Source organism: Stappia sediminis (assembly GCF_009826895.1).
Taxonomy (GTDB): Bacteria; Pseudomonadota; Alphaproteobacteria; order Rhizobiales; family Stappiaceae; genus Hongsoonwoonella; species Hongsoonwoonella sediminis.
The window spans coordinates 527,207-551,378 of sequence record NZ_WUMV01000001.1; the positions used below are offsets into that span (position 1 = coordinate 527,207).

A 24,172-nucleotide genomic window follows, 5' to 3' on the forward strand; every position below is an offset into this window, starting at 1 on the left:
AATTCAGATCCCGAAACGAAAAGGACGCCCGTGCGGGCGCCCGATCCGTTCGTATATGCAATGAGCTTCAGGCCATGGCCTTCTGCAGGTTCTCGTCGATCTTGTCGAGGAAGCCGTTGGTGGTGAGCCACTTCTGGTCCGGGCCGACGAGAAGGGCCAGATCCTTCGTCATGTGGCCGGATTCCACCGTATCGATGCAGACCTTTTCCAGCGTCGCTGCGAATTTCGCAAGCTCGTCGTTGCCGTCCAGCTTGGCGCGATGGGCAAGGCCGCGCGTCCAGGCGAAGATCGAGGCGATCGGGTTGGTCGAGGTTTCCTCGCCCTTCTGGTGCATGCGGTAGTGGCGCGTCACGGTTCCGTGGGCGGCTTCCGCTTCCACCGTCTTTCCGTCCGGCGACATCAGAACGGAGGTCATGAGGCCGAGCGAGCCGAACCCTTGCGCGACGGTGTCGGACTGAACGTCGCCGTCGTAGTTCTTGCAGGCCCAGACATAGCCGCCGGACCACTTCAGGGCCGCCGCCACCATGTCGTCGATCAGCCGGTGCTCGTACCAGATCTTCTCCGCCTCGAACTTGTCCTTGAACTCGGCCTCGTAGATTTCCTGGAAGAGATCTTTGAAGCGCCCGTCATAGGCCTTGAGGATCGTGTTCTTCGTGGAAAGGTAGCAGGGCACCTTGCGGTTGAGCGCATAGTTCATCGAGGCGCGGGCAAAATCGCGGATCGAATCGTCGAGGTTGTACATCGCCATGGCAACGCCCGAGCCCGGTGCCTGGAACACCTCATGCTCGATCTCCTGGCCGTCGTCGCCGACGAACTTGATCGTCAGCTTGCCGGCCCCGGGGAAGCGGAAGTCGGTCGCGCGGTACTGGTCGCCGAAGGCGTGACGGCCGACGATGATCGGCTGCGTCCAGCCCGGCACGAGACGGGGCACGTTCTTCATGATGATCGGCTCGCGGAAGATCACGCCGCCCAGGATGTTTCGGATCGTGCCGTTCGGCGAGCGGTACATGCGCTTCAGGCCGAATTCCTCGACGCGGGCCTCGTCGGGCGTGATCGTGGCGCATTTCACGCCGACACCGTATTCCTTGATCGCATTGGCCGCATCGACGGTGATCTGGTCGTCCGTCTCGTCGCGCTTTTCGATGCCAAGGTCGTAGTACTTCAGGTCGATGTCGAGGTAGGGGTGGATCAGCTTGTCCTTGATGAACTGCCAGATGATCCGCGTCATCTCGTCGCCGTCGAGTTCGACGACCGGATTTGCGACCTTGATCTTAGCCATGATGCTGTTGACCTCTCGTTTCGATTGGGACCGGCGCCCATGGCGCAGGAGAATTCGATTCGCTGCCGCTTGCGCCTGGAGATTCCGGCATCAGGCAGCCCTTGCGCGGCCCCTATAGCAAAGGGCGGCGCAAAGGCAAAGCTAGCTCCTTGTCAACAATTCGACGGACGGTTGAAAATCCTCGATATTTCCGCTCTTGGAGTAGCGGAAAAATTTTCAGCCCTTCGCCATCCTCTTGCCGGCAAGCGCGATGGCGATATAGCTCCACCCGTTGAAGGCGATGGAAAAGCCGGCAAGGATGCCGAGTGCCCAGGTGCCGGAAAACGGGAATTCAGCCCAGATCATGATACCGGCAAGCAGCGATATTGCGCCGGCGGCGACGATCCAGCCCCAGCCGTCATGCGGCTTCAGGCGAAAACCGAGGATGAGCTGGGTTATGCCTTGCGCGACGAAGACGGCGGCGACGACAAGTGTCAGCGCGAACGCGCCGAACACCGGATTGGCATAGATCAGGATGCCGCCGACGATCGCGACGACGCCTGTGATGAGTTGCCACAGGAATCCGCCCCAACCTTGAACCGAGAATGACTGCCACACTTGCACCGCGCCGCCGATCAGGAGCACGGCGGCGATCACCAGCGCGACGGCGATCGACGTGGCAAACGGAAGGGCGATGGCCAGAAACCCGCAGATCACGAGCACGATGCCGAGCACAAGGAACCAACCCCATTTCTCGCGCACGGTCTGCGTCACCTGCGCCACTTGCGCTTGCATGTTTGCATCTGCCTGATTGGTCATTTCCACCACCCCTTCGGTTTCCGCATCTCTCCCGGCAGGGCGTGCATGGTATTTCCCAACACATGGAAACGCTTGCCGGGCATCAATGAACTATCGCAGCGTAAAGTAGCGAGAATGACAAGGGAAATCTGGTGATATTTCGTCGTTGCGGCATTCGAAGCGTTCGCGCACTGAGAATGTATTTTCGTAAAACCAATCCCCGGCTCTTTGGCCTCATCCATAATACCCCCCATCGCCCGGCTGCTTGTGGGACCGTGACGGTGCCGGCTTAGGTGATGGACCCAAAAATAAGGCTGGAATGGCGCTTAAAACGGCAAAGAGATGCTAGGAGAAGCGCGCGGAGCGGGTCTGCCACCCGGTCAAGCGCTTCGACGTGGCAGGTCGAAGCCATTTTCGCGTCCTTTCAGGATATGGCGGATTTGCCCGGCAACGTCGTTGCAAGCCTTTGAAAACCGGACGGTATCCTGCAGGCTTGCGCAGAGCATATTCCGCCAAAACGGACAGCGTTTTGGCGACAAGAATATGCTCCAATTTTGGACTGGAGCGAATTCTTGACACGAAAGCGATTTCGCTTTCGTGGAAAGCGCTCCGGTATCCGAACAAAATCCGCGCATACCATTTCAACCTTATTTGTGGGTCCATCACCTAAAGGGCTTAACGGACCTGATTAGGCTGGCGTGCTCCCCTCGGTGGGTGGCCGCTGTAGTGCGGGTGGCCAGTCGCTAGTCCGAAGGTCCGGGTGTGACGGCAAGGCTCCCTCGGGAGTATTTGCCCGATGTCCGGGGAAAAGCTTTCGGCTACGGCGCCGGTCGCGGATGCGAGTGTGGCCGCGGGAGACAACGTCATGGGGCGAGCGCTTTCCGTTCAGATGCTTGCATCTGAACGTCAAGAATTCGCTCTACTAATAAGTGCGCATCGTCTTGTCGGCGAAATGGTCAATTTCGCCGGACGATGCTTGCGCGGCGGAACCGCGACCCTCATTACAAAAAAGCAAAGAGGCGGCGATGCCGCGCCTCACCGTTCCCAGTCTTTAAGCTCCGGCGCGAAAGCGTGCGGAGGTATCGGCACATGTTCTCCCTCTAGCCTTATTCCCTGTCTTAAGCTAAATCCCGCGCCATGACGCGAAATGCCCGTATCGACCCTGAAACCGTGACTGTCGACGTTCTGCCGCCGGCGGTGATCCTTTGTGAGCCGCAGCTGGGCGAGAATATCGGCACAGCTGCCCGCGCGATGGCGAATTTCGGCCTTGTGGACCTGCGCATCATCAACCCGCGTGACGGCTGGCCGAGCGAGAAGGCGCGTGCCGCTGCAAGCCGGGCGGATCACGTGATCGACAATGTCCAGGTGTTCGACAGCGTCGAGGCGGCGATTGCCGATCTCAGGTTCGTCTACGCGACAACGGCGCGGTCGCGGGAAATTTCCAAGCCGGTGCGGGGGCCGGACGAGGCGGCGCAAACCGTCTGTGGTCATGGCCGTGAAGGGCACAAGACCGGATATTTGTTCGGGCGGGAGCGCTGGGGCCTCAACAACGAGGAAGTGGCGCTTGCCGATGAGATCGTGACGCTTCCCGTCGACCCGAATTTCGCCTCGCTTAACATCGCGCAGGCTGTGCTCGTCTGCGCTTATGAGTGGCGCATGAAGGCGACCAGGGGCGCGCTTCCCTTCCGCGTTGACGAGGAAACGCATCCGCCTGCGGAAAAAGAGGACGTCGTGCGCCTGTTCGAGCATCTGGAATCGGCGCTCGACAACGTGAATTTCTTCCGCCCGCCCGAAAAACGCCCGTCGATGGTGCTCAATCTTCGCAATATCCTGCAAAAGGCGAACCTCACCCGTCAGGAAGTGAAATCGCTCAGGGGCGTGATCGCGGCGCTTGAACGCCGCCCGACGCGCCCACGCAGGGAAGAGCCTGAAGGGCGGGACGACGAATGAGCGCAAACCGGCCGGTCCTGATCGTCGATTCCGGCATCGGGGGCCTGTCGGTCACGCGTGAGGTGAGGGCGCTCTTGCCCGGCCTGTCGGTGGTTTATCTCGCGGATTTTGCTGCGTTTCCTTATGGCGATTGGGATGAGGCGGAGCTTACGGATCACGTGGTGTCGCTGACTGCGAAACATGTGGCCGAACATGGGCCATGCGCCGTTGTCATTGCCTGCAACACGGCTTCCACGCTTGTGCTGCCGGGATTGCGAGCGACGCTTGATATTCCTGTCGTCGGCACGGTGCCGGCGGTCAAGCCTGCGGCGGAGCGCACGAAAAGCGGGCTGATCTCCATTCTTGCAACACCCGGCACGGTGAAGCGGGATTACACGTTCGATCTCATCCGCCAGTTCGCGCCGGATGTTGCTGTCACCCTCGTCGGGGCGACCGGCCTTGCCCGCATGGCGGAGGAAAAACTGGCGGGCCGTGCGGTAGACGGCGCGCGCCTTGCCGCCGAAATTGTGCCTTGTTTCAAGGAAAAGCGTGGGAAACGAACCGATACGATCGTTCTTGGATGCACGCACTACCCGTTCCTCGTGGAGGAGATGCGCGCTCTTGCGCCCTGGGAAGTCGACTGGGTCGATCCGGCTCCGGCCATCGCCCGGCGTCTTGCCGATGTCATTGAAGCGCCCGATGCGGGGACTGCGCGTTTCGACCGGTATATCTCGACGGCGGGAGTAGCGTTCGATTACCTGCCGTTCATCGGCGAAAAGCCGCATGATTCCTGATGAACTGGTTTGACATGGGCCCCGCATTCCACTAAACACCGCGCGAGCTTGGCGGGTCGTCATTGGCCCGCCATGGCTTTTTACGCACCCGTGGACCTGCTGGCGGCGCAAGATGCCGGCGGTCCTGTCGACCCGGTAACGGGGAGAGGAGGGCGCGTTTCCTTGAGAAGGGCCATCCCTTCAAAAGACCAACAGACAAGAGGAAACGGCGAATGTCCAAGCGCCATAGCACGAAGTACAAGATCGATCGCCGTCTCGGCGAAAACATCTGGGGCCGTCCGAAGTCCCCGGCCAACCGCCGTGAATACGGCCCGGGCCAGCACGGCCAGCGCCGCAAGGGCAAGCTTTCCGACTTCGGCGTGCAGCTGCGCGCCAAGCAGAAGCTCAAGGGCTACTACGGCGATATCTCCGAAAAGCAGTTCATCAAGGTCTACAAGGAAGCTTCGCGCCTGAAGGGCGACACGTCCGAGAACCTGATCGGCCTGCTCGAGCGCCGCCTCGACGCGATCGTCTACCGCGCGAAGTTCGTGCCGACCGTCTTTGCCGCGCGCCAGTTCGTCAACCACGGCCACGTGAAGGTGAACGGTCAGCGCGTCAACATTCCGAGCTACCGCTGCAAGCCGGGCGACGTTATCGAGGTCAAGGAAAAGTCCAGGCAGATGGCGCTGGTGCTGGAAGCGACCCAGCTGGCTGAGCGCGATGTGCCGGATTACATCGATGCCGACCACAACAAGATGACCGCCACGTTCAACCGCGTGCCCCAGTTCTCCGATGTGCCGTACCCGGTGCAGATGGAACCGAACCTCGTCATCGAATTCTATTCGCGCTAAGCGAACTTGCTTTAAGATCCGATCAAGGCCGCTCTTCCGAGCGGCCTTTTTCATTTCATGGCCGGGCTGGCTTCCGCTTGCTTCGCGCCCGGCGCTCGGGCATTGTGCGCCGCGAATTGAACGCAGGAATTTTGCGGAACTGGATCGTGACGGAAATGACGGCAGCAATTGAACAAGTCCGGAAGGGTAACGATGCCGCGGAGGAGGCTGACTGCCCCGCGTTATTTCGCAATGCACCTTCCTCGGTGGAGTTCAAGAAACTCAGGAAGCGACTTCTGCGCGAGGCCCGTCAGGCGATCGACGACTATTCCATGCTGCCGGGCGAGGGGCGCCCGGCAAAATGGCTGGTATGCCTCTCCGGCGGCAAGGACAGCTACACGCTGCTTGCCGTCCTCATGGATCTGAAATGGCGCGGTCTTCTTCCTGTCGAACTTGTCGCCTGCAATCTTGATCAGGCGCAGCCTGGTTTTCCCGGCCATATCCTGCCGGATTTCTTCGAAAACCACGGCATCGAGCACCGTATCGTTCGCGAGGATACCTATTCGATCGTCACGGACAAGATACCTGCGGGCAAGACCTACTGCTCGCTATGCTCGCGCCTGCGGCGGGGTATCCTTTATCGTACCGCACGGGAAGAAGGGTGTGATGCCATCGTTCTCGGACACCACCGCGAGGATATCCTCGAAACCTTCTTCATGAACCTCTTCCACGGCGGCCGGCTTGCGTCCATGCCGCCGAAGCTCGTCAACGACGAGGGTGACCTTCTTGTGCTTCGACCGCTCGCATATTGCGGGGAGAAGGATATCGCGAAGTTCGCCTCGGCCATGAATTTCCCGATTATTCCTTGCGACCTCTGCGGCAGCCAGGACGGTCTGCAGCGTGCGGAGATCAAGAAGATGCTGGAGGGTTGGGAGAAGCAGGCTCCAGGGCGGCTTGGCGTCATGGCGCGTGCCCTTGCCCACGCGCGCCCGTCGCATCTGCTCGACAGGAAGCTTTATGACTTCGAAAATCTCGTGCCTTCCGGGTCGGTGGTTTCGGACGCTGGCGATGCGGAGGAACCTTGCGCGGCAAGCCTTGCCATGACAGAAAAGCTCTTCGCGGCGGAATAGCCGTTCAATTCACCCATTTTTCCTTTCAAGGCGGCGAATGTGCCTGCTTTTCGAGCGGGAACGGAGCGGCATTTTCGTGCCTGCGACCGCCGAGACTTATCTGCGAATGACCGGGACTGGGAAGTTATGACGGCGAACATTCCGTGCGGCATGGATTTCGGCACATCGAATTCCACAGTGGCACTTGCGCATTCGGGCGCGACGAACCTTTTGCCGCTCGAAGGAGAGCGCTCGGTGATTCCGAGTACGATCTTCTTCTCCTTCGAGGAGGATGAGGTGCGCTTCGGCCGCGACGCGGTGCTTCAGTATGTGGGAGGTGTCGAGGGGCGGTTGATGCGGTCCCTCAAGAGTGTCCTGGGCTCTGCGACGATGGCGGAGAAAACCGCGATCAAAACGCGGCGATGGGGCTATGGCGAGATCATTGGCCTCTTCATCCGCGAAGTGAGACGGCGGGCTGAAAACGCGGCGGGAAGGGCGCTGGACGAGGTGGTCCTCGGACGTCCTGTATTCTTCGTCGACGATGATGCCGCAGCCGACCGGCGGGCTCAGGACGAGTTGGAAGCGATTGCACGGGATGCGGGTTTCACGTCGGTCGAATTCCAGTTCGAGCCGATTGCGGCGGCCCTGGATCATGAGCGGACCGTGCAGGGAGAAGAGCTTGCGGTCATCATCGATCTTGGCGGCGGCACATCGGATTTTTCCGTCGTTCGGGTCAGTCCCGAAGGGCGTGCGCAGACCGACCGGCGCGACGATATCCTTGCAAGTTCGGGCGTTCACGTCGGAGGCACGGACTTCGATCAATTACTGAGCCTGAAAAGGGTCATGCCCGAATTCGGCTTGGGGACCCTTGCACGGGACGGCAAGCGCGATTTGCCGAAATGGGCCTTCTACGAGCTTGCCACCTGGCACCGGATCAATTTCCTCTATACGTCCAAGGCGGTTCAGCAACTCAAAGAGCTACGCTATGACGCGCGCGAGCCGGAGCGGATCGCGCGGCTGATCGAACTGGTGGAAAGACGCTTCGGGCATGCGCTTGCCGGAACCGTCGAGGAAGCGAAAATCGCGTTGTCGGAAGCGGATTTCCATAGCCTCCACATACCGATGCATGATGGAGACCTCGCCGTCGATATCACCGTCACCGATCTGGTGGAGGCGATCCAGACCTCGGTCGGGCGGGTGGAACGCGCCTTGGACGAATGCCTGATGCTGGCTGAAGTTCCGGCGACCGCTGTATCGACTGTCTTCCTGACGGGGGGCTCGGCATCGATTCCATTTGTGCGCGACCGGTTGACTCGAAAGTTCAGCGATGCTCGCATCGTGCAAGGCAACGTATTCGGCAGTGTCGGATCGGGGCTGGCACTCGACGCCGCCCGCAAATTCGGCAGTCGTTCGGAAGAATTGGCTCAAACGGGGTAGGTTAAAATCACCGCTTGTTCATCGGGCACCTGGCTCCTGAAAAAAATCTTATTTTGAATTAGCGCATGTGCAATCCATCAGAGCCGCCGACAGGCTGATTGCGCACAAGGATCACGAGGGCTGGCGTTTCACCATGCTTGTCGCTTTGGGCAAGGCCGCCATGGTCACGGCAGAGATCTTCACCGGTCTGCCCATTTTCGGGAGCAAAGACGGTGAGCGTTGCGCAGTTGACTTCGCGCAGACCTTGCGCCTGTTCACCGGCCACCGCTATTGCTGCCACGGCCAGCGCGGCAAGGGCGGCAATTCCCGTCAACCTTCTGATGGCTATGCTCATTCCGGCATCCTCCCGATCACTCCGCTCTTCCGAAACCCTTTCGGCAGATCGCAACTGTGGGATGGAGAATGGCGGCCGACTGCTGACTGAAGGGTGAAACCGGCATTCATCCTTCGTTCAGAATAAAGTGATTCGGCATGTATTGCCGGTGCCTCAGCGTCACACTTTGCCTGCGGCACGAAAAAGGCAGGCCAAAGCGTGGCCTGCCTTTGTGTTTCCTGTGGATAATGGGCGTGTCAGGCGCTTTGGCTCGTCGAGATGCCCTTTTCTTCAAAGGCGGCCTGCAGTTCCTGATTCTGGAACATCTCGCGAATAATGTCGCAGCCGCCGACGAATTCGCCCTTGATGTAGAGTTGGGGGATTGTCGGCCAGCTGGCGAATTCCTTGATGCCCTGGCGAAGCTCGTCGTCCTCGAGCACGTTGACGCCCTTGTAGGGCACGCCCACGTAGTCGAGAATCTGCACGACCTGGCCGGAGAACCCGCATTGCGGGAAGGCCGGGGTGCCCTTCATGAAAAGTACGACGTCGTTGGATTCGACTTCGCTCTTGATCCAGTCCTGAATGCTCATTTGGCTTTGTCCTTTCGTTCCGCCGGGGCAAGGTCCGGCGAGCGGGATCTCATTTATGACCTATTCCGGAGCCGAAGTTTGAAGGGCGAGCGCGTGCAATTCGCCGCCCATCTTTCCCTTCAGCGCCTGATAGACCATCTGATGCTGCTGCACGCGGCTTTTGCCGGTGAAGGCATCGGAGACGACGACGGCGGCATAGTGGTCTCCGTCGCCGGCGAGGTCGCGGATCTCGATCTTTGCATCCGGAAATGCATCCCGGATAAGTGTCTCGATCTCACATGCATCCATCGCCATAAGCGGTTTCCTTCCCGTTCCGTTTTTATTCAGCAGGGATTTCCGTTTGCCCCGCCATGTAGCTCGGGAACCAATTTTCATAGGCTTCACGCAGCTTTGCAACGGATATGGAGAGGATTCCCTCAACAGTCAATTCGTCACCCTTTACGGTGCCTAGCTGAACAAGCGGTACGCTCGCGTCCTTCGCATCGCTGATGATGGCATCGACTGCGTCTTGTCTGCAGGTAAGGACATATCGTCCCTGATCTTCGCCGAAAAGCGCGGCATGCGCGGGCGCGCCAACCTTGACGGATGCGCCGAGACCTCCGGAAATCGCCATTTCGGCAAGTGCTGCGCCCAATCCGCCGGACGAAATGTCGTGGACTGCCGTTACACGCCCCGCACCGATCAACTGGCGCACGAGCGTACCGTTTCTTTTTTCAGCAGCCAGATCGACAGGCGGTGGCGCGCCTTCCTCACGGCCCAGGATGTCGCGAAGATATGCGCTCGAGCCGAGGTGCGTTCCTTCACCGCCAAGCATCAGGATCACGTCGCCTACCGCGTCGAATGCGGCCTTTGCGCGATACGTCACATCAGGCAGAAGTCCGACACCGCCGATTGCGGGCGTCGGCAGGATCGCTTCGCCGTGCGTCTCGTTGTAAAGCGAGACGTTGCCGGAAACGATCGGCATGCCAAGTGCTGAACAGGCCTCGCCGATGCCTTTGATCGCACCGACGAACTGGCCCATGATCTCCGGCTTTTCGGGGTTGCCGAAATTGAGATTGTCCGTTGCTGCAAGCGGCTCCGCGCCCACTGCGGTGATGTTGCGCCAGCATTCGGCAACGGCTTGCTTTCCGCCTTCATATGGATCGGCCTCGACATAGCGCGGCGTGACGTCCACCGAAAATGCAAGGCCCTTGCGCGATGTTCCGCTTTCGCCCGGCACGCGGATGACACCAGCATCGCCGCCGGGCATCGTCATGGAATTGCCCTGGACGAGCGTGTCGTATTGTTCATAGACCCAGCGGCGGGATGAGCCGTTCGCATTGCCGATCAGCGTGAGCAGCGCCCTCGTATAGTCGTCCGGCTCCGCGATTTCGGATGCCGCGATCACCGGGCGTGGCATGGTTTCGGCATGCGGGCGGTCGTATTCCGGTGCCTCGTCGCCAAGTTCCTTGATCGGCAGATCGGCAACTTCGATGCCCTTATGGATCACGCGGAAACGAAGGTCGGCCGTCGTCTTTCCGACAATGGCGAAATCCAGGCCCCATTTGCGGAAGATCGCCTCGGCTTCCTCTTCCTGTTCCGGGCGCAGCACCATAAGCATGCGCTCCTGGCTTTCGGAGAGCATCATCTCATAGGCGCTCATGCTCTCTTCGCGCACAGGCACCTCGTCGAGGTCGAGCTCGATGCCGAGATTCCCCTTTGCGCCCATCTCGACAGCCGAACACGTAAGCCCGGCCGCGCCCATGTCCTGAATGGCGATCACCGCACCGGATGCCATGAGTTCAAGGCAGGCCTCGAGCAGGCATTTTTCGGTGAACGGGTCGCCGACCTGAACGGTCGGGCGCTTTTCCTCGATGGTCTCGTCGAACTCCGCACTTGCCATCGTCGCGCCGCCGACGCCGTCGCGCCCCGTCTTGGCGCCGAGGTAAACGACGGGAAGGCCGACGCCCTCGGCCTTGGAATAGAAGATCGCATCCGTCTTCGCGATACCGGCTGCGAATGCGTTGACGAGGCAGTTGCCGTTGTAGCTTGGGTGAAATTCCACTTCGCCGCCCACGGTCGGTACGCCGAAGGAATTGCCATACCCGCCGACGCCGGAAACAACGCCGGAGACAAGGTGCTTCGTGCGCGGATGATCAGGGTCGCCGAAACGAAGCGCGTTCATGGCCGCAACCGGCTTCGCACCCATGGTGAAGACGTCTCGCAGGATGCCGCCCACGCCCGTTGCCGCGCCCTGGTAAGGCTCGATGTAGGAGGGGTGGTTGTGGCTTTCCATCTTGAAGATCACCGCCTCGCCGTCGCCGATGTCGACAACGCCCGCGTTCTCGCCCGGTCCCTGGATCACGCGCGGGCCCTTGGTCGGAAGCGTCCTCAGCCACTTTTTCGAGGATTTGTAGGAGCAATGCTCGTTCCACATGGCCGAGAAGATGCCAAGCTCGGTAAAAGTCGGCTCCCGGCCGATGAGCGAGAGAATGCGCTCGTATTCGTCCGGCTTCAGCCCATGGGATTCGATGAGCTCTGGCGTGATCTTGATGTCATTGGGGATCATGTTTCGTCCGGGCAGCGGCGTTGATCGCGATGGTCTGAATTGCCGCGCCTTGTTAGCAGATGCAATGACTGAGGGGAACTGCACGATGCCGCGCAAGTCCCCTTTATCGCGCCATCGATGCTTTATTCCTCACGAATAATCGTCGTAGCTTGCCGTCGGTTCGGCCAAAAGGCGCCTTATCACCTCAAAGCCGGCCCTTGCATCGTCGAGCGATTTCGGTGCCGTGAACCCGAACCTGACACGGTGATAGACCTTGTCCGTGCGCGCGGGTTTGAACTCGTCTTCATCGTCGATGAGCACGTTATTCTGCAGAACCGCCTTCTTGAATGTGCCGGAAAGCCAGGGCTCGGGCAGTTTCATCCAGAGAAATGGCACCCTTGGGTGGGAGCGGAAATCGAAGCCCGCGAACATTTCCCTTGCCAGAGCTTCCCGCTCGGCGACCACGTCCTTCACCTTCTCCCGGATTTGATCGGCCGCGCCCGAAAGCACAAGCCGTGCCGCAAGTTCGGCCAGCAGAAAGATCATGCCGCCGGCAGCCATCTTGTGTGCGGTCAGAATGCGCTGGACATAGGCCGGAGGGCAGGCTACGTAACCGCCTCGAACGCCGGCGGCAATCGCTTTGGAAAGGCTTGTGACGTGGAAGGTCCGTTCCGGAGCCATCGCGGCGATTGGTGTCGACTGGTTCTCGATCATGGCGCCATAGACGCCGTCCTCGATCAGCCAGACGTTGTATCGCCTGGCAATCTCCACGATTTCGCGGCGGCGCGCATCCGGCAGAATGCCGAGGGTCGGATTGCGCATGGCCGGCATCAGGAAAAGTACCTTGGGGTGCCATTGAGCGCAAAGCCGCTCGAAATCTTCCGAGAGCACGCCCTCGTCATCGGATTCGACGATTATCACGCGCCTTCCAAGCAGCGGCACGGTGCGTGCGAACGAGCTGTAGGTAAGGTTTTCAAAAACAATAAGGTCGCCGGGCGCCGTCATCGCGGAAAGAACGGCAACGATCCCCGCATGCGCACCGACTGTTGGCACGATCGTTTCCGGTGCGGGTAGCCAGCCGCCGCAGGCGGCCCAGCGGCTTCCGGCCTCCAACCAGTTGCGCGGGTGCGTGCGCGAGTAGCTGGCGATCTCATGCGGATGCGACCTGCTGATATCCATGAGGATGCGTTCGAGTGCCGCCGACTGGCCAATGTCGGGTGCCGCGCTGCTGTCCATCATGATGGTTCCCGGTTCGGGAAGGATCGCACGCGTGCCCGCAAATTCTATGCTGGTGGCGAGCCCCTTGCCCTCAACGATCTCGTTGTTGCCGGGCATCGGCGTGTTGCGGGATTGGATGTAGGTGCCGCGGCCGACTTCGCCGCTCACGAGCCCACGCTCGCGCGCAAGCGCATAGGCCCGCCCCACGGTGCCGATCGTCACACCGATGTCGTATGCGAGATCCCGTTGCGGCGGCAGCTTGGTGCCGGTTGGCAGAAGACCGGAGTGGATATCTGACTCGATCCGGTCTGCCAGGCGCACATAAAGCGGCCCATCGCCCTTGGAAATATCTGGGAGCCAATTTGTCATGGTGACAATTATCTATCTTGATCCAAATTTTGAGTCAATTGATATAGAACTTCTCAAGTGTGTGGGGGGCAATCTTACCTCAAACGTCAGAAATCGAGATTAAAATGGGTTCAATTGGTACAATATCCTCGGTTCAACGCCTGCTCAGCCTGATTGATTCACTGATTGGCGATCCGCGCATTCCGGCGCCTTCGGGTTTCGCCCGCGCGTGGGTGAATTATTTTTTCGGCCGTTACCGCAAGCAATTGTCCCGCCGCGATCTCATGGGGCTGACGGACGAGCAATTGGCTGATGTTGGCCTCAGCCGTGCCGACGCGCAAGCAGAAGCGCGCAAGCCTTTCTGGAACTAGGGTCTGGACCCATAAAATTGACGGAAATGGTATGAGCCGATTTGGTTGGATACGAGGAGCAAGAGCGCAGGAAACCAGGCCGGTTTTCAAGATCTTGCGACAAAGTAGCCGGCCAAATCGGCCATATCTTCGAGACACCGAAACGGCTTCGATCTGCCGCGTCGAAGGGCTTGACCGGGTGCCCGACCCGCTCCGCGCCCTTCTCCTTGCACTTCTTTGCCGTTTCAGGTGCCATTTGCATCAATTTTATGGGGCCAGACCCTAGATACTTCTCCGTTCGAACCGCAGCGGGCAACCTGCAGCCTGTCCGCTGTGCCGGTCCGCGGCCGGATTTCATTTCCGGCCGCGCACCGGTCTTCCCCTTGTGCGCCACATTCAGGCACCATGTATTATTGCCTGGGTTTCCTGCATCAGGGGTAATCGCTTTGGCCGCTTCCCGTCGCCTGTTCCTGATCCTGAATGGCAAGGCCGCGCAACGCGAGGATGTTCGCGGCGCGATCGCGGCCGTTAGAGAACGTGGCAACCACGTGCAGGTGCGTGTCACTTTCGAGGACGGCGACAGCGAACGCTATGCGAAAGAAGGCATGCGTCTGGCGCGGGAGGGCGAGATTGACGTCATTGTAGCCGGTGGCGGAGATGGCACGCTCAATCAGGTCGTCAATGCATCGCTTGTGGAAGACAGCAGCCCGAAGTGCTCCTTCGGGTTGCTTCCGCTTGGCACGGCAAATGATTTCGCCCACGGGGCGGGGTTGCCCGCGGCAGATCCTTGGGCGGCGCTGGCTCTTTGTGCCGAGGGCGACGCTACGTCCATCGATGTTGGCGAAGTGGAAAATCGTGTCTTCGTAAACCTTCTGACCGGCGGTACGGGATCGCGTATCACGGTGGAAACCGACCCGGCCATGAAAAAGCTGATGGGCGGTGCAGCCTATATCTTCACCGGGATAGGACGGCTGCACGACTTGCAGCCCTGCCGCGGAGAGTTCAAAGCCGATGGGTTTGCCTGGAAAGGGGAATTTCTGGCCATGGCCATCGGAAATGGCCGCATGGCCGGCGGCGGGATCGAGCTGTGCCCCGATGCAAAGGTCGATGATGGCATGCTCGATCTCATGGTCGTGCCTTTCCTGTCGCGTGAGACACTCGGCGAGACGTTGCGAACGATTGCCCAAAACGGATTGGGCGAACTCGCGAACACGGTGGTCCGTGCCAAGGCCGACCGGTTCGAAATTCAGTGCGACGACGAATTGTTCGTAAATCTCGACGGCGAACCGGATTCAGGCCGTTCCTTCGATATCAGGGTCAGGCCCAAGGCGTTGCGTTTTCACTTGCCTGAGTGAAACGCTTCCTCGAACCTCGTCAGATCGCGCAGCGTTTCAAGGCATCTTCGTCCCATTCCAGGCCAAGCCCGGGGCCGCGCGGAACGATGCAGCCGTTTACCGGCAGCAGCCTTTCCTTGAGGATTGAGCCCGCGAAATCGAGATATTCGAGGTAGTGAGCGTTCGCGGTCGCCGCCAGAACGTGGGCGGAAGCTTCGATGAAAAGGTGGCTGGAAACGGGAAGCGATGCCCCTTGCGCCATTGCCGCCGCCCGCATGAAGCCGGTTACGCCACCGATCTTCATGAGATCGGGCATTACGAAGTCGCTGGCCCTTGCTGAAATGGAATTCGCCGCGCCTTCCGGAAACCACCAGTTCTCGCCGGTCTGTATCGGGACTGGGGATTTCTCGCGGACCAGGGCGTGTCCCGCCAGGTCTTCAGCCGGAACGGGTTCTTCCACCCAGGTGATATCGAACTGCGAAATCGCCTCTATCCGCTCCAGCGCTTCGGGAACGTCGAGCGACTGGTTGTAGTCGACCATGACCCGCATGTTCGGGCCGATAATATTCCGCAGTTCCTTCAAGGTGCGGGTGTCATCCGCAATCGCGCCCAGCCCGAGCTTGATCTTAATCGCCCTGAAGCCGCGCTCCAGTGTGGTTTCCAATCGTGCGGCGTCGCGTTCGGGATCCACGACGCCATAACTGTCGTAGGCTTCGATGGGCTTCGTATCGCCACCAAGCAGCTCCGCCAGCGGCATGCCGGCCGCCTTCGCCAGCACATCCCATAGCGCCATATCGATGCCGGAAAGGGCCATGCCGACGATGCCCTGCCGCCCGAGCAAACGGAACATTCGCTCGCATTCGGCGTAGATCGAGACGGGTGCCGCATTCTTCCCGATGAGGTTAGGGGCAAGATCGTCGATGAAAGATACGAGGGCTTTGAGCGTGAGCGGGGTATAGGCGAACAGATAGCTCGTTCCCCGAATGCCATCGCTGGTGATGAGATCGATAATGACCAGAGGAGCCTGAGTGATCTCCCCGGACGCCGTCTTGACCGGCGCTTCGATCGGCGCATTCACAGCTCGCGCGGTTATCTTCTCGATCTTGCCGGGCAGGGATGCGCGTTCAGAAGACGTCATTTTCTCGAACTCCATGAAAAAGACCGCCGGAATCTTCCGGCGGCCCATCGTACAGCAGGTTTCGATCCGGCGTTACACCGCGCCCGTGTATTCGCCGCGCGCGGGATAATCGACCTTCTGGACGAAATCGAGCGCCGGCAGCATGTCCTTGAAGACAGGGCGGGAGAACGGCATGGATTGTACGGACGCGAAGTAGAGCGTGTTGTCGGGCCTGACGAAAAAGACGCCGGGTTCCGAAAACAGATCGGGCTCCACGACGCCGATCGAGGTTTCGCCACGGCTCGTGGAGATATAGAGACCCCACTTGCGCGCATCGGCCAGCGACAGCCCGTAGCCGAGGCGCAGTTCCTTCAGTTCCGCGCGCTCCGCGAAGTCCTGTGCACGCTCTTTGGTGTCGGAAGAGATCGCGATCGCCTCGATGCCGCGTTCCGAAAAATCGGGAAGCAGGCGCTGCAACTCCTTGAGATAAGTTGCGCAGATCGGGCAATGCAGGCCCCGATAGAAAACGAGAAGCGTTGCGAATGTCGGCTGTTCCGCCTGCAGGTCGAATGCGCCGTGGTTCAGAGTGTCGATTTTCAGATCCGGCACGGGCTGGCGGGGTGTCAGCATGAAGTATTCTCCTGCATTCTGCTTGTATGGACGTTTATTGGCTTCGCGTGTCTGTGGAGGTGCTGCGCCGTAGCTCCAAAGAGAATTATTCGGGTCAGCGGCTAGCATCGCTCATCGGTTTAGCGTACATTGCGCAAAATTCCATACCTGATTATTGATCCTGCGTACGGATGCCGAGAGTGTGAACATGACTATCAGCCATGGTGTCGACCGGTTATCTGCTTTGATCGACCGGTTTCGTATCCGTGCCCACGTTGCCTGCGTGGAAGGGGCGACGGCAAAGCCCAATCTCTTCATCACCACTTCGGCCGGTGATGGCGAAGGCAGGCCGCCGCTGGAAGCGCTGATCTTCCGACCGCGGGACGGAGGCTCGCTATGCGCAAGCGGCAGCGTGGTTGTTGCCGCGCAAGTGGAACTCGGCGGTGAGGATGCGCCCTTGTCGCTTGCCTTGCCTGAAGAGGTGCGCGTAGATCTGTCGCGCGCTCCCGCGCTTGCCGCGGTCGCCTGTGTTTTGCGTGATGAGCTGGAAACGCCGCGCTGCGGGCGTCAGGCGGCGGTTGATCGCCTTTGCGAGGTCGTGGTCATTCGCCTTCTGAGATACGCGATGGAAACGGGGGCTGCCGGTCACGGGCTTATAGCCGGCCTGTCGCATTCGCAGATCGCGCTGGCGATGGTTGCCATGCATGAGGCGCCGGAGCGTACGTGGAAACTTGAGGACCTGGCGGAAGTAGCGGGCATGTCCCGTACCGTATTTGCCACGACGTTCCGCGATGTCGTGGGTCAGACGCCGGGCGCCTATCTCGCCCAGTGGCGGCTTATCGTTGCCCGGCAGGAAATTGCAAGCGGCCTGCCGCTCAAGACGGTTGCGGGAAGGGTGGGGTTTGCGAGTGCCGCTGCATTCACGCGTGCCTATCAGCGTGCTTACGGACACCCGCCGCGTGCCGATCGCCGGCCCGTGCTGGAAGCGGCCGAGTAGACCTGAAGCCGGTGAAACCGCGTCAGGCGGTTTCCAGAAGGTTGGCGATGCTTTCGAAAAGCGTCCGCCCATCCGTGCCGCCTTGTAGCGGATCGACGAGATTTTCGGGGTGCGGCATCATGCCGAGCACGTTGCCCTCGCCGTTCAGGACGCCTGCGATGTCGTTCACGGACCCGTTCGGATTGGTTCCCTCGCCATAGCGGAAGGCGACCTGGCCTTCGCCTTCGATTTTCTCAAGCGCTTGCGGATCGGCGAAATAATTGCCGTCGTGATGGGCGACGGGACAGCGCCAGACCTGGCCGAGCGCAAACCCGCGCGTGAATGGCGAGGTGGTATTGACGGTCTCAAGCTTCACTTCACGGCAGACGAAGTGCAGGTCGGCATTGCGCATCAGCGAACCGGGCAGGAGACCCGCTTCCGTCAGCATCTGAAAGCCGTTGCAGACACCCAGCACAAGCGTGCCTTTATCCGCTGCTTCCGCTACCGCCCGCAAGACCGGGGAGCGCGCGGCGATCGCGCCGGCCCGCAAGTAATCTCCGTAGGAAAAACCGCCGGGCAGAACCACCAGATCCACATCCGGCAGCGCCGTATCCTGATGCCAGACGGCTGCCGGCTCATGCCCGGTGACCAGCTTCAGCGCATTCATCATGTCGCGTTCACGGTTGGAGCCGGGGAATGTGATGACGGCGGATTTCATGGGAGTGAAGCCTCACATCGGATCAGACGAGGATGAATGCGGCAAGCAGTGCAAGAACGGCCGGAAAGAGGATGAAGACTGCGGCCTTGATCGCGAGAAACCGGATTGCCTTCGCGCTGTCGTCATCCATCAGGCAGTCCTTAAAGGATCTCGATGGCGTAATTCTCGATCACCGTGTTGGCCAGCAGTTTCTCGCACATCGCAGAGAGGTCCGCCCGGGCCTTTTCGGCATCGCGGTCTGACAGTGCGATATCGAAGACCTTGCCTTGGCGCACTTCGCCCACGCCGCCGAAGCCGAGGGAGGCAAGCCCGTTTTCGATGGCCTTGCCCTGCGGGTCGAGAACGCCTGTCTTCAGCGTGACGGTAACACGTGCTTTCATGTGTCTTGTCCGGATCGTGTTATCTGCCGTTGCGGAAAGTCTGATTGCCGCAATTCGATACATGCCTTTGTGGCAGTGAAAAAGGCCGCAGCGATGCGGCCTTTTGTTTTGTCCCGGGTTACTGGACGAGGACCGGCCCGGTGCCGGCGGGGCGGTCGTTGTCGTTCAGGATCCCGAGGCGGCGCGCCACCTCCTGATAGGCTTCCAGCAGCCCGCCCATATCGCGGCGAAAGCGGTCCTTGTCGAGCTTGTCGTTGGTCTGGATATCCCAGAGCCGGCAGCTGTCCGGCGAGATCTCGTCGGCAACGACGATGCGCATCAGATCGCCTTCATAGAGGCGTCCGCATTCGATCTTGAAGTCGACGAGGCGGATGCCGACGCCGAGGAAAAGGCCGGTCAGGAAGTCGTTGACGCGGATGGCAAGCGCCATGATGTCGTCAAGCTCCTGAGGCGTTGCCCAGCCGAAGGCCGTGATGTGCTCTTCGGAGACGAGCGGGTCGTCCAGTTCGTCGTTCTTGTAGTAGAACTCGATGATGGAGCGGGGCAGTTGCATGCCTTCTTCAAGGCCGAGACGCTTGGCAAGGGAGCCGGCGGCAACGTTTCGCACCACCACTTCCAGGGGAACGACTTCCACTTCCCGGATCAGCTGTTCGCGCATGTTCATACGGCGCAGGAAATGCGTCGGAATGCCGATGGCGTTCAGGTGATTGAAGATATATTCCGAGATGCGGTTGTTGAGCACACCCTTGCCGTCGACGATCTCGTGCTTCTTGTTGTTGAAGGCGGTCGCATCGTCCTTGAAGTGCTGGATGAGCGTTCCAGGCTCCGGGCCCTCGTAGAGGATCTTGCCCTTGCCCTCATAAATTCGCCGACGGCGGTTCATTGGCACATACCGTGTTCTAGATAGGAAATCCATGTTCCAGCAGGAACTCCGTTTATTGGTTCGCCGGTGTCGGGGAGGACGGATTGGCGGCGAACGATCTTTCGGCCCCCACTTTAGTGGCGCGGAACCTACACGATCGGTGAAAAAAGCACAATCATGTGTCTGAGCATCGTATACGGCTTTTTATTACATCCTATCGTAGGGTCGATCCCGCGTTGATTTGGCAAGCCATGGGGGATATGCAAAACGTCATCGAGCGCCCATATGGGGTAAAGGGCTACAGCCCTTGGGGGGAGTTTTCTCTCCGCGGATCGTCGATTGGCAGGAGACAAGCTGATGAGCACTTTCGACAGGCGTGAAGAGGCCTTCGAGAACAAATTCGCGCATGACGAGGAGTTGCGCTTCAAGGCGATTGCGCGGCGCAACAAGCTCTTGGGCCTCTGGGCGGCTGAAAAGCTCGGCTATGAGGGCGACAAGATCGAGGAATATGCGAAATCGGTCGTGCGCGCCGATTTCGAAGAGCCGGGCGACGAGGACGTGTTCCGCAAGGTGCGAGCGGATTTCGACGATGCCGGCGTGGACCAGTCCGACCACCAGATTCGCAGGACGATGCAGGAGCTTCTCCAGCAGGCGATCGAGCAGATCCGCACTGAAGGCTGAAAACGGCTTTCCCGCGGAATCCCGATTTGAAGAGACATCGTCCCGGTAACGGGGCGGTGTCTTCCTGTTTTCCGGGTGGGTCTTGCAGGTTTGTCCGCGACGGGATTTCATTGCCGCCTATCTTTGAAACTCATTGGATCCGAAACTTCATGCCCGATTCCCGTATTTCGCTCGCAAGCCGGTTGAGAGCCGGTGAAACCGTGGTGACTGCATGGTCGTCACTTGCCGCTCCGATCCTTTCGGAATTGATGGCCCATTCCGGCTATGAGGCGATTGCGCTGGACATGCAGCACGGGCTGCATGACATCGCCTCGGTACGCGATGCGATCGCCTCCATTATCGCCGGCGGAGCGCATCCGGCTGTTCGTGTGGCTGTCGATGATTTCGCGACCGCTTCGCGCGTGCTCGACTTCGGCGCGGAAGCGGTCATCATGCCGATGGTGAATTCTGCCGAGGATGCGCTTGCCCTGGTCGCGGCAACGAAGTTTCCTCCGCTCGGCGCGCGCAGTTGGGCGCCTCACCAAGCCGCGCGCCGGCTGGGCTATGACGGCTTGGCGGATTATACGGGCCGTGCGAACGAAGAAACGCTTGCTTTCGCCATGGTCGAAACGCCCACGGCACTTGCAGCCCTTGATGACATTTGCGAGGTGGAAGGTCTGGACGGCATATATGTCGGGCCGAGCGACCTGAGCTTCACATTGTCTGAAGGCGATAGTGTCGATCCGACCGGAAAGCGGGCGATGGAGGTCAGCGCAGAAATTGCGGCCCGTGTCACCTCGAAGGGCAAGATCGCCGCGATCTACTGCATGACGCCCGAGCACGCCAAGGCGGCGATCGGGATGGGTTATCGCTATGTGACGCTCGGCTCGGACCAGGCCTTTATCGCCAGTGGCGTCAGCGAGCTCCTATCCCGGTTGAAGGATTAGTGCGCGGTACCTTGCGCGATATCGACAAGAATGTGGTCAGGGTATCGAAAACCGGGTGATTTCTTGTCGCGCAAGTGATCCTGCTTTCCTGGGGGGTCAGGAGCCTCAAAACTCAAGCGTTTTCGGTAACTTCAGGACCACCGCAAGAGAAACGGCCGTTGCCGCCAGCACATAATACACGGGCGCGAAGTCGTCGCCGGTTCGGGCGACGAGATACGTGGCAATAAAGGGTGTCGTACCCCCGAACGCGGCCATGCAACAGTTGTAGCCGATAGCGACGGCGCTGCAGCGCACGTCCGCAGGAACCAGACCTGAAAGCACCGTCAGCGACAATGCCCAGCCTATAGCGTTAAGGATGGAAAAACCGAGCTGACCGGCGAAAACGAAACCGAGCGTCGTTCCGTGCATCAGATACCAGAGCGGCCAGGCGAACAAGAACGTACCCGCGACGCCGATCAGGAACACTGCACGATAGCCCAACCGATCCGCCGCGTAGCCGGCCGCAAGGACGACAAAAGCGATAATGACGAGGTTGAGGGTCGAAATATCGAGCGCTTCGCTCGTCGAGAAGTGCATTTGGTCAGTGAGATAGGACGCCGCATAAACGAAGATTATGAAATAAATGATGGCTGTTGGAATGAGCAGGCCGATCATCTGCAGGATTTCACGCCAATGCCGGGTCAATGCGGCGAAGACCGGAGAGATGCGGGTACGGGCCACCTTGGCCATCGCGGACGATTCGTTCATGTAGAGCCGCAGGACAAGGCTGACCAATGCCAGCAATCCGCCTGCGAAAAAGGGCAGGCGCCAGCCCCATGCGCTCATGGCCTCGGTGGAAACAGTCGAACTGACAACCGCCGGCACGCCCGAGCCGAGCACGCATCCCCACATCATGGCGAATGGAATCCAGCTGCCGACGAAAAACCGCGATGAGGGCGATGCCTCCTCGATGACGAGGACACCCGAGGCGGTATATTCGCCGGCAACGGCGATGCCCTGGATTATGCGAACTGCTGTCAGCAGCAGGGCTGCGGCAAAACCGATCTGGGCGTGGGTCGGCAACAGGCCGACCGCCACCGATCCGGCGCCCATGATAAGGACCGACCAGATCATTGCCGGCTTGCGCCCGAAGCGGTCTCCAATGTGGCCGAAAATCACGCTGCCAACAGGGCGCGCCGCATAGCCGACGGCAAGAACGGCAAAGGAGGCTAGAAGCGAGGCGATATGATCGTCCGATGGAAAGAATATCCGTCCGAGGATAGGGGCCAGGAACCCGTAGACGGTGAAGTCGTACCATTCGAGAATATTGCCGCTTACGGCCGCCATAACGCTGCGAGGGCTGAGATTGGTCCCCTTGACCTGCATTTCCCGAACTCCTCTCGCGGTGGGGTCCTTTACCTGAGTTGGAACGAGGGCGCATCAACATAGCAGATGGTGGACAATAATTACGCGGCGTCATTAGTTCATGAGCCAGGCGACGATGGCACCTGAAACGGCTGTAATATCCGATGAGATGGATGAAGATTGGGGTAGTCGCGCCCCGCCAGGCATTTCGGCGGTGCGGATTGAGGCCGTATCGCTGGCTCCAAGGATCCAACTGATGATCCCTGTCGAAGATCGATTGATTCGCGCTCATTTGGGCGCAGACAATTTGCCCCTCGAGAAATTATGCGAGCATTCCGCGCCTGTAAGGGCGCGGACAAGCTGTCACGGGAATATGCCGGATCAGCTTGCCTGCGTCCTTGTGAGGATTGCCGCCTGAAGGCAAGTCGCAGTTCAGATGTACCGTGCGATGATCTTGGCCATATGCTCGGGCCCGTAGACGGGGGGCAGGATCGTCATCAGCTTCGAATCCGGCCCGATCAGATAGACGAGGCTTCCGTGCGAATAGATCGCGCCGCCGTTTTCGTCATGTCCGACCACCTGAATATCGACCTGGAACAAATCGCGGACCTTGCTCAGTTCCTTTTCGGAGCCTGTCAGGCCGGTAATGCCGGAATTCCAGCGGGGCAGGTTCTTGCGCATCGCCTCCGGCGTATCGCGGGCCGGGTCGATGGTGATCATCACCGTGTTGAACTTCCGGTTCTGATCTTCCAGCAGTTCCATCGTCCGGGCGACATCCGGCATGACGGCGGAACACACTGCCTCGCAGCTTGCATATCCGAAGAACAGCGCCATAGGCTTGCCGGCGAAATCGGCTTCGGTCACGCGCTTGCCGTTCTGGTCGATGAGATCGAAGCGCGCTTCGACGTCGATCGGAAAGGGCAATGCCGGGCCGCCTGGCGGCAGATCGTCGCTGCCGGGTTCCGCCTGCTTTGCGCTTGCAGGCTGCGGCGAGGTGCCGGCATCCGTTGCAATTGCATCGCCGGTGGCGGCTGAGGGTGGGTTTTCCACCGTCAGCCCCGCCGTCGTCACCGATTCGGGTTCGGTGGCGCGGTTGATCTGATCGTAGGCGAATGCAGCCGCAACTCCGAAGAGCGCGGCCGCAATCCAGCGGATCATTCTGCGTTTTCCTCCAGGTACTTCTCGTCGACCTCATGGCCGAGGCCGAAGTAGCCGGTCTTCTCGATCTGGGCCTTGATCGCCGGGTCGCGGCGGAACCAGGGTCCCTTACCCTTCGCTTCGGGGTATTTCTTGGCCCATACCTTGGTGAAGTTGTTCGTCTTGGCGAAATCCTTGTCCTCGATCGGGCGGATCAGCTGGATCTGAAGAAGCTTGGACTCAAGGCCGGGCGTGATGTCGCTGTCGCCGACGAGCAGACCGTCGACCTCGACCATCTGACCGCAATATTTGGCCAGGTCGTATGCCGCGCCGGAGAAGATCGGCTGCCCGTTCTTGTTGGCGAGGAACATCCGGTCGTCGTCTTCGCGGATGACGACCATCTGCCGGTCGCCGCCGCCGCAGTCGTCCGGGCAGTCGCCCGTCAGTCCGCAGATGGCATCGGTCACCTTGCCGGTGAAGCGGGCCTTTTCTTCGCCGAAAAGGTTCCAGGACTTGGCCTGGCTGTTCGCCGAATAGTCGACGTCACCGGCGATTGCCGGGGTGGCCACCAGAATGGCGGCCAGGCTCATGATCAGTTTTTTCATCGC

27 protein-coding genes are annotated in these 24,172 nt (G+C 60.0%); 10 read left to right on the forward strand and 17 right to left on the reverse strand.

Annotated elements, in window-relative coordinates; genetic code table 11:
- Positions 1–67: 67 nt before the first annotated feature.
- The 3 genes from GR183_RS02420 to GR183_RS02430 form a co-directional block, all read right to left on the reverse strand.
- Positions 68–1,279, reverse strand: a complete 1,212-nt coding sequence (locus tag GR183_RS02420) for an NADP-dependent isocitrate dehydrogenase (protein WP_160773982.1) — start codon at positions 1,277–1,279, stop codon at positions 68–70.
- Between the two features lie 216 nt (positions 1,280–1,495).
- Positions 1,496–2,077 carry an HdeD family acid-resistance protein gene (locus tag GR183_RS02425; protein WP_244313581.1) on the reverse strand — a complete coding sequence of 194 codons (582 nt, stop codon included), beginning with the start codon at positions 2,075–2,077 and terminating at the stop codon, positions 1,496–1,498.
- Positions 2,074–2,298, reverse strand: a complete 225-nt coding sequence (locus tag GR183_RS02430; protein WP_160773983.1) for a hypothetical protein — start codon at positions 2,296–2,298, stop codon at positions 2,074–2,076. The genes GR183_RS02425 and GR183_RS02430 overlap by 4 nt, the downstream gene beginning before the upstream one ends.
- An 895-nt stretch (positions 2,299–3,193) precedes the next feature.
- Here GR183_RS02430 and GR183_RS02435 point away from each other — a divergent pair.
- From GR183_RS02435 to GR183_RS02455, 5 genes are all read left to right on the forward strand, one after another.
- Complete coding sequence (locus GR183_RS02435; RefSeq protein ID WP_160773984.1) at positions 3,194–4,006, forward strand: RNA methyltransferase; 813 nt, start codon at positions 3,194–3,196, stop codon at positions 4,004–4,006.
- Complete coding sequence (gene murI, locus GR183_RS02440) at positions 4,003–4,779, forward strand: glutamate racemase (RefSeq protein ID WP_160773985.1); 777 nt, start codon at positions 4,003–4,005, stop codon at positions 4,777–4,779. Before GR183_RS02435 ends, murI begins: the two co-directional genes overlap by 4 nt.
- Before the next feature lie 212 nt (positions 4,780–4,991).
- Complete coding sequence (gene rpsD, locus GR183_RS02445; RefSeq protein WP_160773986.1) at positions 4,992–5,609, forward strand: 30S ribosomal protein S4; 618 nt, start codon at positions 4,992–4,994, stop codon at positions 5,607–5,609.
- A 155-nt stretch (positions 5,610–5,764) separates the two neighbouring features.
- Positions 5,765–6,718 (forward strand): tRNA 2-thiocytidine(32) synthetase TtcA, encoded by a 954-nt coding sequence (gene ttcA / locus GR183_RS02450; RefSeq protein WP_160773987.1) that lies wholly within the window; start codon positions 5,765–5,767, stop codon positions 6,716–6,718.
- A 126-nt stretch (positions 6,719–6,844) separates the two neighbouring features.
- Positions 6,845–8,134: an Hsp70 family protein gene (locus GR183_RS02455; RefSeq protein WP_160773988.1), complete on the forward strand. Its 1,290-nt coding sequence runs from the start codon at positions 6,845–6,847 to the stop codon at positions 8,132–8,134.
- A 58-nt stretch (positions 8,135–8,192) separates the two neighbouring features.
- Here GR183_RS02455 and GR183_RS02460 read toward each other — a convergent pair whose 3' ends face one another.
- The 5 genes from GR183_RS02460 to GR183_RS02480 all read right to left on the reverse strand — a co-directional run bounded on the left by GR183_RS02460 (position 8,193) and on the right by GR183_RS02480 (position 13,151).
- A complete protein-coding gene (locus tag GR183_RS02460) occupies positions 8,193–8,468 on the reverse strand; it encodes an antitermination protein (protein ID WP_160773989.1) in 276 nt (91 codons plus the stop codon).
- 236 nt (positions 8,469–8,704) lie between these two features.
- A complete protein-coding gene (grxD, locus tag GR183_RS02465) occupies positions 8,705–9,037 on the reverse strand; it encodes a Grx4 family monothiol glutaredoxin (RefSeq protein WP_160773990.1) in 333 nt (110 codons plus the stop codon).
- 60 nt (positions 9,038–9,097) lie between these two features.
- Positions 9,098–9,331 (reverse strand): BolA family protein, encoded by a 234-nt coding sequence (locus GR183_RS02470; protein ID WP_160773991.1) that lies wholly within the window; start codon positions 9,329–9,331, stop codon positions 9,098–9,100.
- Between the two features lie 25 nt (positions 9,332–9,356).
- On the reverse strand, positions 9,357–11,585 hold the full coding sequence (gene purL, locus GR183_RS02475) for a phosphoribosylformylglycinamidine synthase subunit PurL (protein ID WP_160773992.1): 2,229 nt from the start codon (positions 11,583–11,585) through the stop codon (positions 9,357–9,359).
- 129 nt (positions 11,586–11,714) lie between these two features.
- Positions 11,715–13,151, reverse strand: a complete 1,437-nt coding sequence (locus GR183_RS02480) for an aminotransferase-like domain-containing protein (protein ID WP_160773993.1) — start codon at positions 13,149–13,151, stop codon at positions 11,715–11,717.
- A gap of 59 nt (positions 13,152–13,210) precedes the next feature.
- Between GR183_RS02480 and GR183_RS22105 the strand changes: the two genes are divergently transcribed.
- Complete coding sequence (locus tag GR183_RS22105; protein ID WP_202395794.1) at positions 13,211–13,501, forward strand: DUF1127 domain-containing protein; 291 nt, start codon at positions 13,211–13,213, stop codon at positions 13,499–13,501.
- A gap of 425 nt (positions 13,502–13,926) precedes the next feature.
- Positions 13,927–14,835 (forward strand): lipid kinase YegS, encoded by a 909-nt coding sequence (gene yegS, locus GR183_RS02490; RefSeq protein WP_202395795.1) that lies wholly within the window; start codon positions 13,927–13,929, stop codon positions 14,833–14,835.
- 19 nt (positions 14,836–14,854) lie between these two features.
- Here yegS and GR183_RS02495 read toward each other — a convergent pair whose 3' ends face one another.
- Both GR183_RS02495 and GR183_RS02500 read right to left on the reverse strand, forming a co-directional pair.
- The gene (locus tag GR183_RS02495; RefSeq protein ID WP_160773995.1) at positions 14,855–15,952 is read right to left on the reverse strand and encodes an enolase C-terminal domain-like protein; all 1,098 of its coding nucleotides are present in this window, start codon (positions 15,950–15,952) and stop codon (positions 14,855–14,857) included.
- A 72-nt stretch (positions 15,953–16,024) separates the two neighbouring features.
- Entirely contained in the window at positions 16,025–16,561 is a 537-nt protein-coding gene (locus tag GR183_RS02500) for a peroxiredoxin-like family protein (protein WP_160773996.1), read from the reverse strand.
- Positions 16,562–16,748: 187 nt separating this feature from the next.
- Here GR183_RS02500 and GR183_RS02505 point away from each other — a divergent pair, with 187 nt between their 5' ends.
- On the forward strand, positions 16,749–17,537 hold the full coding sequence (locus GR183_RS02505) for a helix-turn-helix transcriptional regulator (protein ID WP_160773997.1): 789 nt from the start codon (positions 16,749–16,751) through the stop codon (positions 17,535–17,537).
- A gap of 22 nt (positions 17,538–17,559) precedes the next feature.
- On the opposite strand, the gene purQ is transcribed toward GR183_RS02505, so the two are convergent.
- The 4 genes from purQ to purC all read right to left on the reverse strand — a co-directional run bounded on the left by purQ (position 17,560) and on the right by purC (position 19,530).
- On the reverse strand, positions 17,560–18,234 hold the full coding sequence (gene purQ / locus GR183_RS02510; RefSeq protein ID WP_160773998.1) for a phosphoribosylformylglycinamidine synthase subunit PurQ: 675 nt from the start codon (positions 18,232–18,234) through the stop codon (positions 17,560–17,562).
- Between the two features lie 22 nt (positions 18,235–18,256).
- On the reverse strand, positions 18,257–18,364 hold the full coding sequence (locus GR183_RS21865) for a phosphoribosylformylglycinamidine synthase-associated small membrane protein (RefSeq protein WP_160773999.1): 108 nt from the start codon (positions 18,362–18,364) through the stop codon (positions 18,257–18,259).
- Between the two features lie 10 nt (positions 18,365–18,374).
- Entirely contained in the window at positions 18,375–18,614 is a 240-nt protein-coding gene (gene purS / locus GR183_RS02520; RefSeq protein WP_160774000.1) for a phosphoribosylformylglycinamidine synthase subunit PurS, read from the reverse strand.
- Positions 18,615–18,732: 118 nt separating this feature from the next.
- Positions 18,733–19,530, reverse strand: coding sequence for a phosphoribosylaminoimidazolesuccinocarboxamide synthase (gene purC / locus GR183_RS02525; RefSeq protein WP_160774001.1), 798 nt, complete (start codon positions 19,528–19,530; stop codon positions 18,733–18,735).
- A gap of 303 nt (positions 19,531–19,833) precedes the next feature.
- Here purC and GR183_RS02530 point away from each other — a divergent pair, with 303 nt between their 5' ends.
- Positions 19,834–20,157 (forward strand): DUF1476 domain-containing protein, encoded by a 324-nt coding sequence (locus tag GR183_RS02530; protein WP_160774002.1) that lies wholly within the window; start codon positions 19,834–19,836, stop codon positions 20,155–20,157.
- A 149-nt stretch (positions 20,158–20,306) separates the two neighbouring features.
- Positions 20,307–21,083: an HpcH/HpaI aldolase family protein gene (locus tag GR183_RS02535; RefSeq protein WP_202395797.1), complete on the forward strand. Its 777-nt coding sequence runs from the start codon at positions 20,307–20,309 to the stop codon at positions 21,081–21,083.
- Between the two features lie 105 nt (positions 21,084–21,188).
- Here the strand turns inward: GR183_RS02535 and GR183_RS02540 are convergent, their stop codons facing one another.
- From GR183_RS02540 to GR183_RS02550, 3 genes are all read right to left on the reverse strand, one after another.
- A complete protein-coding gene (locus GR183_RS02540; RefSeq protein ID WP_160774003.1) occupies positions 21,189–22,448 on the reverse strand; it encodes an MFS transporter in 1,260 nt (419 codons plus the stop codon).
- A 411-nt stretch (positions 22,449–22,859) separates the two neighbouring features.
- Positions 22,860–23,585 (reverse strand): SCO family protein, encoded by a 726-nt coding sequence (locus GR183_RS02545; protein ID WP_160774004.1) that lies wholly within the window; start codon positions 23,583–23,585, stop codon positions 22,860–22,862.
- Complete coding sequence (locus tag GR183_RS02550) at positions 23,582–24,169, reverse strand: hypothetical protein (protein ID WP_160774005.1); 588 nt, start codon at positions 24,167–24,169, stop codon at positions 23,582–23,584. Before GR183_RS02550 ends, GR183_RS02545 begins: the two co-directional genes overlap by 4 nt.
- Between the last annotated feature and the right edge of the window lie 3 nt (positions 24,170–24,172).

Bases quoted from the DNA above. Each gene is read 5' to 3' on its own strand.
- GR183_RS02420 (WP_160773982.1), bottom strand. From the start codon at position 1,279: ATGGCTAAGATCAAGGTCGCAAATCCGGTCGTCGAACTCGACGGCGAC.
- GR183_RS02425 (WP_244313581.1), bottom strand. From the start codon at position 2,077: ATGACCAATCAGGCAGATGCAAACATGCAAGCGCAAGTGGCGCAGGTG.
- GR183_RS02430 (WP_160773983.1), bottom strand. From the start codon at position 2,298: ATGGATGAGGCCAAAGAGCCGGGGATTGGTTTTACGAAAATACATTCT.
- GR183_RS02435 (WP_160773984.1), top strand. From the start codon at position 3,194: ATGACGCGAAATGCCCGTATCGACCCTGAAACCGTGACTGTCGACGTT.
- murI (WP_160773985.1), top strand. From the start codon at position 4,003: ATGAGCGCAAACCGGCCGGTCCTGATCGTCGATTCCGGCATCGGGGGC.
- rpsD (WP_160773986.1), top strand. From the start codon at position 4,992: ATGTCCAAGCGCCATAGCACGAAGTACAAGATCGATCGCCGTCTCGGC.
- ttcA (WP_160773987.1), top strand. From the start codon at position 5,765: ATGACGGCAGCAATTGAACAAGTCCGGAAGGGTAACGATGCCGCGGAG.
- GR183_RS02455 (WP_160773988.1), top strand. From the start codon at position 6,845: ATGACGGCGAACATTCCGTGCGGCATGGATTTCGGCACATCGAATTCC.
- GR183_RS02460 (WP_160773989.1), bottom strand. From the start codon at position 8,468: ATGAGCATAGCCATCAGAAGGTTGACGGGAATTGCCGCCCTTGCCGCG.
- grxD (WP_160773990.1), bottom strand. From the start codon at position 9,037: ATGAGCATTCAGGACTGGATCAAGAGCGAAGTCGAATCCAACGACGTC.
- GR183_RS02470 (WP_160773991.1), bottom strand. From the start codon at position 9,331: ATGGCGATGGATGCATGTGAGATCGAGACACTTATCCGGGATGCATTT.
- purL (WP_160773992.1), bottom strand. From the start codon at position 11,585: ATGATCCCCAATGACATCAAGATCACGCCAGAGCTCATCGAATCCCAT.
- GR183_RS02480 (WP_160773993.1), bottom strand. From the start codon at position 13,151: ATGACAAATTGGCTCCCAGATATTTCCAAGGGCGATGGGCCGCTTTAT.
- GR183_RS02495 (WP_160773995.1), bottom strand. From the start codon at position 15,952: ATGACGTCTTCTGAACGCGCATCCCTGCCCGGCAAGATCGAGAAGATA.
- GR183_RS02500 (WP_160773996.1), bottom strand. From the start codon at position 16,561: ATGCTGACACCCCGCCAGCCCGTGCCGGATCTGAAAATCGACACTCTG.
- GR183_RS02505 (WP_160773997.1), top strand. From the start codon at position 16,749: ATGACTATCAGCCATGGTGTCGACCGGTTATCTGCTTTGATCGACCGG.
- purQ (WP_160773998.1), bottom strand. From the start codon at position 18,234: ATGAAATCCGCCGTCATCACATTCCCCGGCTCCAACCGTGAACGCGAC.
- GR183_RS21865 (WP_160773999.1), bottom strand. From the start codon at position 18,364: ATGGATGACGACAGCGCGAAGGCAATCCGGTTTCTCGCGATCAAGGCC.
- purS (WP_160774000.1), bottom strand. From the start codon at position 18,614: ATGAAAGCACGTGTTACCGTCACGCTGAAGACAGGCGTTCTCGACCCG.
- purC (WP_160774001.1), bottom strand. From the start codon at position 19,530: ATGGATTTCCTATCTAGAACACGGTATGTGCCAATGAACCGCCGTCGG.
- GR183_RS02530 (WP_160774002.1), top strand. From the start codon at position 19,834: ATGAGCACTTTCGACAGGCGTGAAGAGGCCTTCGAGAACAAATTCGCG.
- GR183_RS02535 (WP_202395797.1), top strand. From the start codon at position 20,307: ATGCCCGATTCCCGTATTTCGCTCGCAAGCCGGTTGAGAGCCGGTGAA.
- GR183_RS02540 (WP_160774003.1), bottom strand. From the start codon at position 22,448: ATGCAGGTCAAGGGGACCAATCTCAGCCCTCGCAGCGTTATGGCGGCC.
- GR183_RS02545 (WP_160774004.1), bottom strand. From the start codon at position 23,585: ATGATCCGCTGGATTGCGGCCGCGCTCTTCGGAGTTGCGGCTGCATTC.
- GR183_RS02550 (WP_160774005.1), bottom strand. From the start codon at position 24,169: ATGAAAAAACTGATCATGAGCCTGGCCGCCATTCTGGTGGCCACCCCG.